The organism is Cupriavidus sp. 01L46 (assembly GCF_056399905.1).
In genome coordinates this window covers 1-1,242 of the sequence record NZ_JBFTSF010000606.1, presented here as the reverse complement: position 1 = coordinate 1,242, position 1,242 = coordinate 1, and the positions used below count along the sequence as shown (strand labels likewise).

The window sequence follows — 1,242 nt, the reverse complement described above, 5'->3', positions numbered from 1 at the left end:
ATACAGGTCTTCGATGCCGACAGCGATGAGAACATCGCCAACATCGCCACCGGCAAACGCTGCTGGCACTTCAGCTTCACCCCCGACGACGCACGGCTGCTGATCGCCTGCGGCCGCTCGAACGCCGTCTACGTGGTGGATGCGCGGACCTACCAGCCGCTGCGCGAAGTGGCCGGCGTGGCGCTGAGCTGGGGTGTTGTCACCTACCCGAAAAGCCCGGGGACGCTCGATGCGCCCTGAATGCCTGGACGCTCGCCGCCACGCAGCCAGGTCTTCAGGATTCCGCGCGACTGCGCATATGGGACTCTTTGCCTAACAGGCGAGGGGGAAGCGAAGAAAGAGAGACGCCGCAATCCGCGTCTCTAATGCTGCGCGCTCAGCAATCCGGCCACCGTCTTCGCGCCAGCCTGATCGGCGATCTCCCGCGCGGTCAGCCCGCGGTTGTCGCGCAGCTCGGGCCGGGCGCCTCTGGATAGCAGCAGGCGCACCGTATCGACCTTGTCGTAGCCGGCCGCCCACATCAGCGCGGTGAGCCCGTTGGCGTAGAGGGTGTTGACGTCCACGCCGGCATCCAGCAGTTGCCGCACCACGCTGGCATGCCCCTCGCCGGCGGCGTAGATCATGGCGGTCTTGTCGACGCGATCCGTGGCGGCCAGCTCCGCATGGCGCGCCAGCAGCATCGCCACAATCTCATCAAAGCCGCCGAAGGCCGCGGCCATCAGCGGCGTCACGCCCTGCACGTTGGCCTGGCTGACGTCGGCGCCATGCTCGACCAGCGTGCGCGCCATCTCGGTCAGCCCGCGCTTGGCCGCGGTGAGCAGCGGCGTATCGCCGATGCGGTTGCGCGCATTCACCGCCGCGCCCTGCTGCAGCGCCGCACTCACCGCCGCCGCGTCGCCGGCCCGGGCGGCCGCGAGCAGGCGGGCATTGAGGCTGATGTCGTCGTCGGCCCTGGCCGGCAGGCACAGCGTTCCCATGCCACATAGCAACGCAGCGGCAAGTCCCGCGCGCCACCTGGTGCGTCCGTTCATGTCCGTCCCCCGCCGCTGCCGTTGACTACGTTGCCCGACCCATCGCGACACCCTTGCTGGCTGGGTGTGGAGCTAAGTGTGGAGGTTAGGACGCGCAATTTCAAGGCGCCTCCACTGGCATGCTGCAGCGCGGCGAACGCCGCTTTGGCGCGCGCCGCGATGCGGGTTGTTTTGCCGGCACTCTTGCCTATACTGCTTGTGACCCGGGCCG

Annotated in this window: 1 protein-coding gene and 1 pseudogene; one reads left to right on the top strand and one right to left on the bottom strand. The window is 68.4% G+C overall.

Annotated features, from left to right (window positions below):
* Positions 1 to 240 (top strand): annotated as a pseudogene (locus AC1DS3_RS38800) (hypothetical protein); the annotation flags it as partial.
* 122 nt (positions 241 to 362) lie between these two features.
* Here the strand turns inward: AC1DS3_RS38800 and AC1DS3_RS38795 are convergent.
* A complete protein-coding gene (locus AC1DS3_RS38795) occupies positions 363 to 1,031 on the bottom strand; it encodes an ankyrin repeat domain-containing protein (RefSeq protein WP_441641399.1) in 669 nt (222 codons plus the stop codon).
* Positions 1,032 to 1,242: the final 211 nt, after the last annotated feature.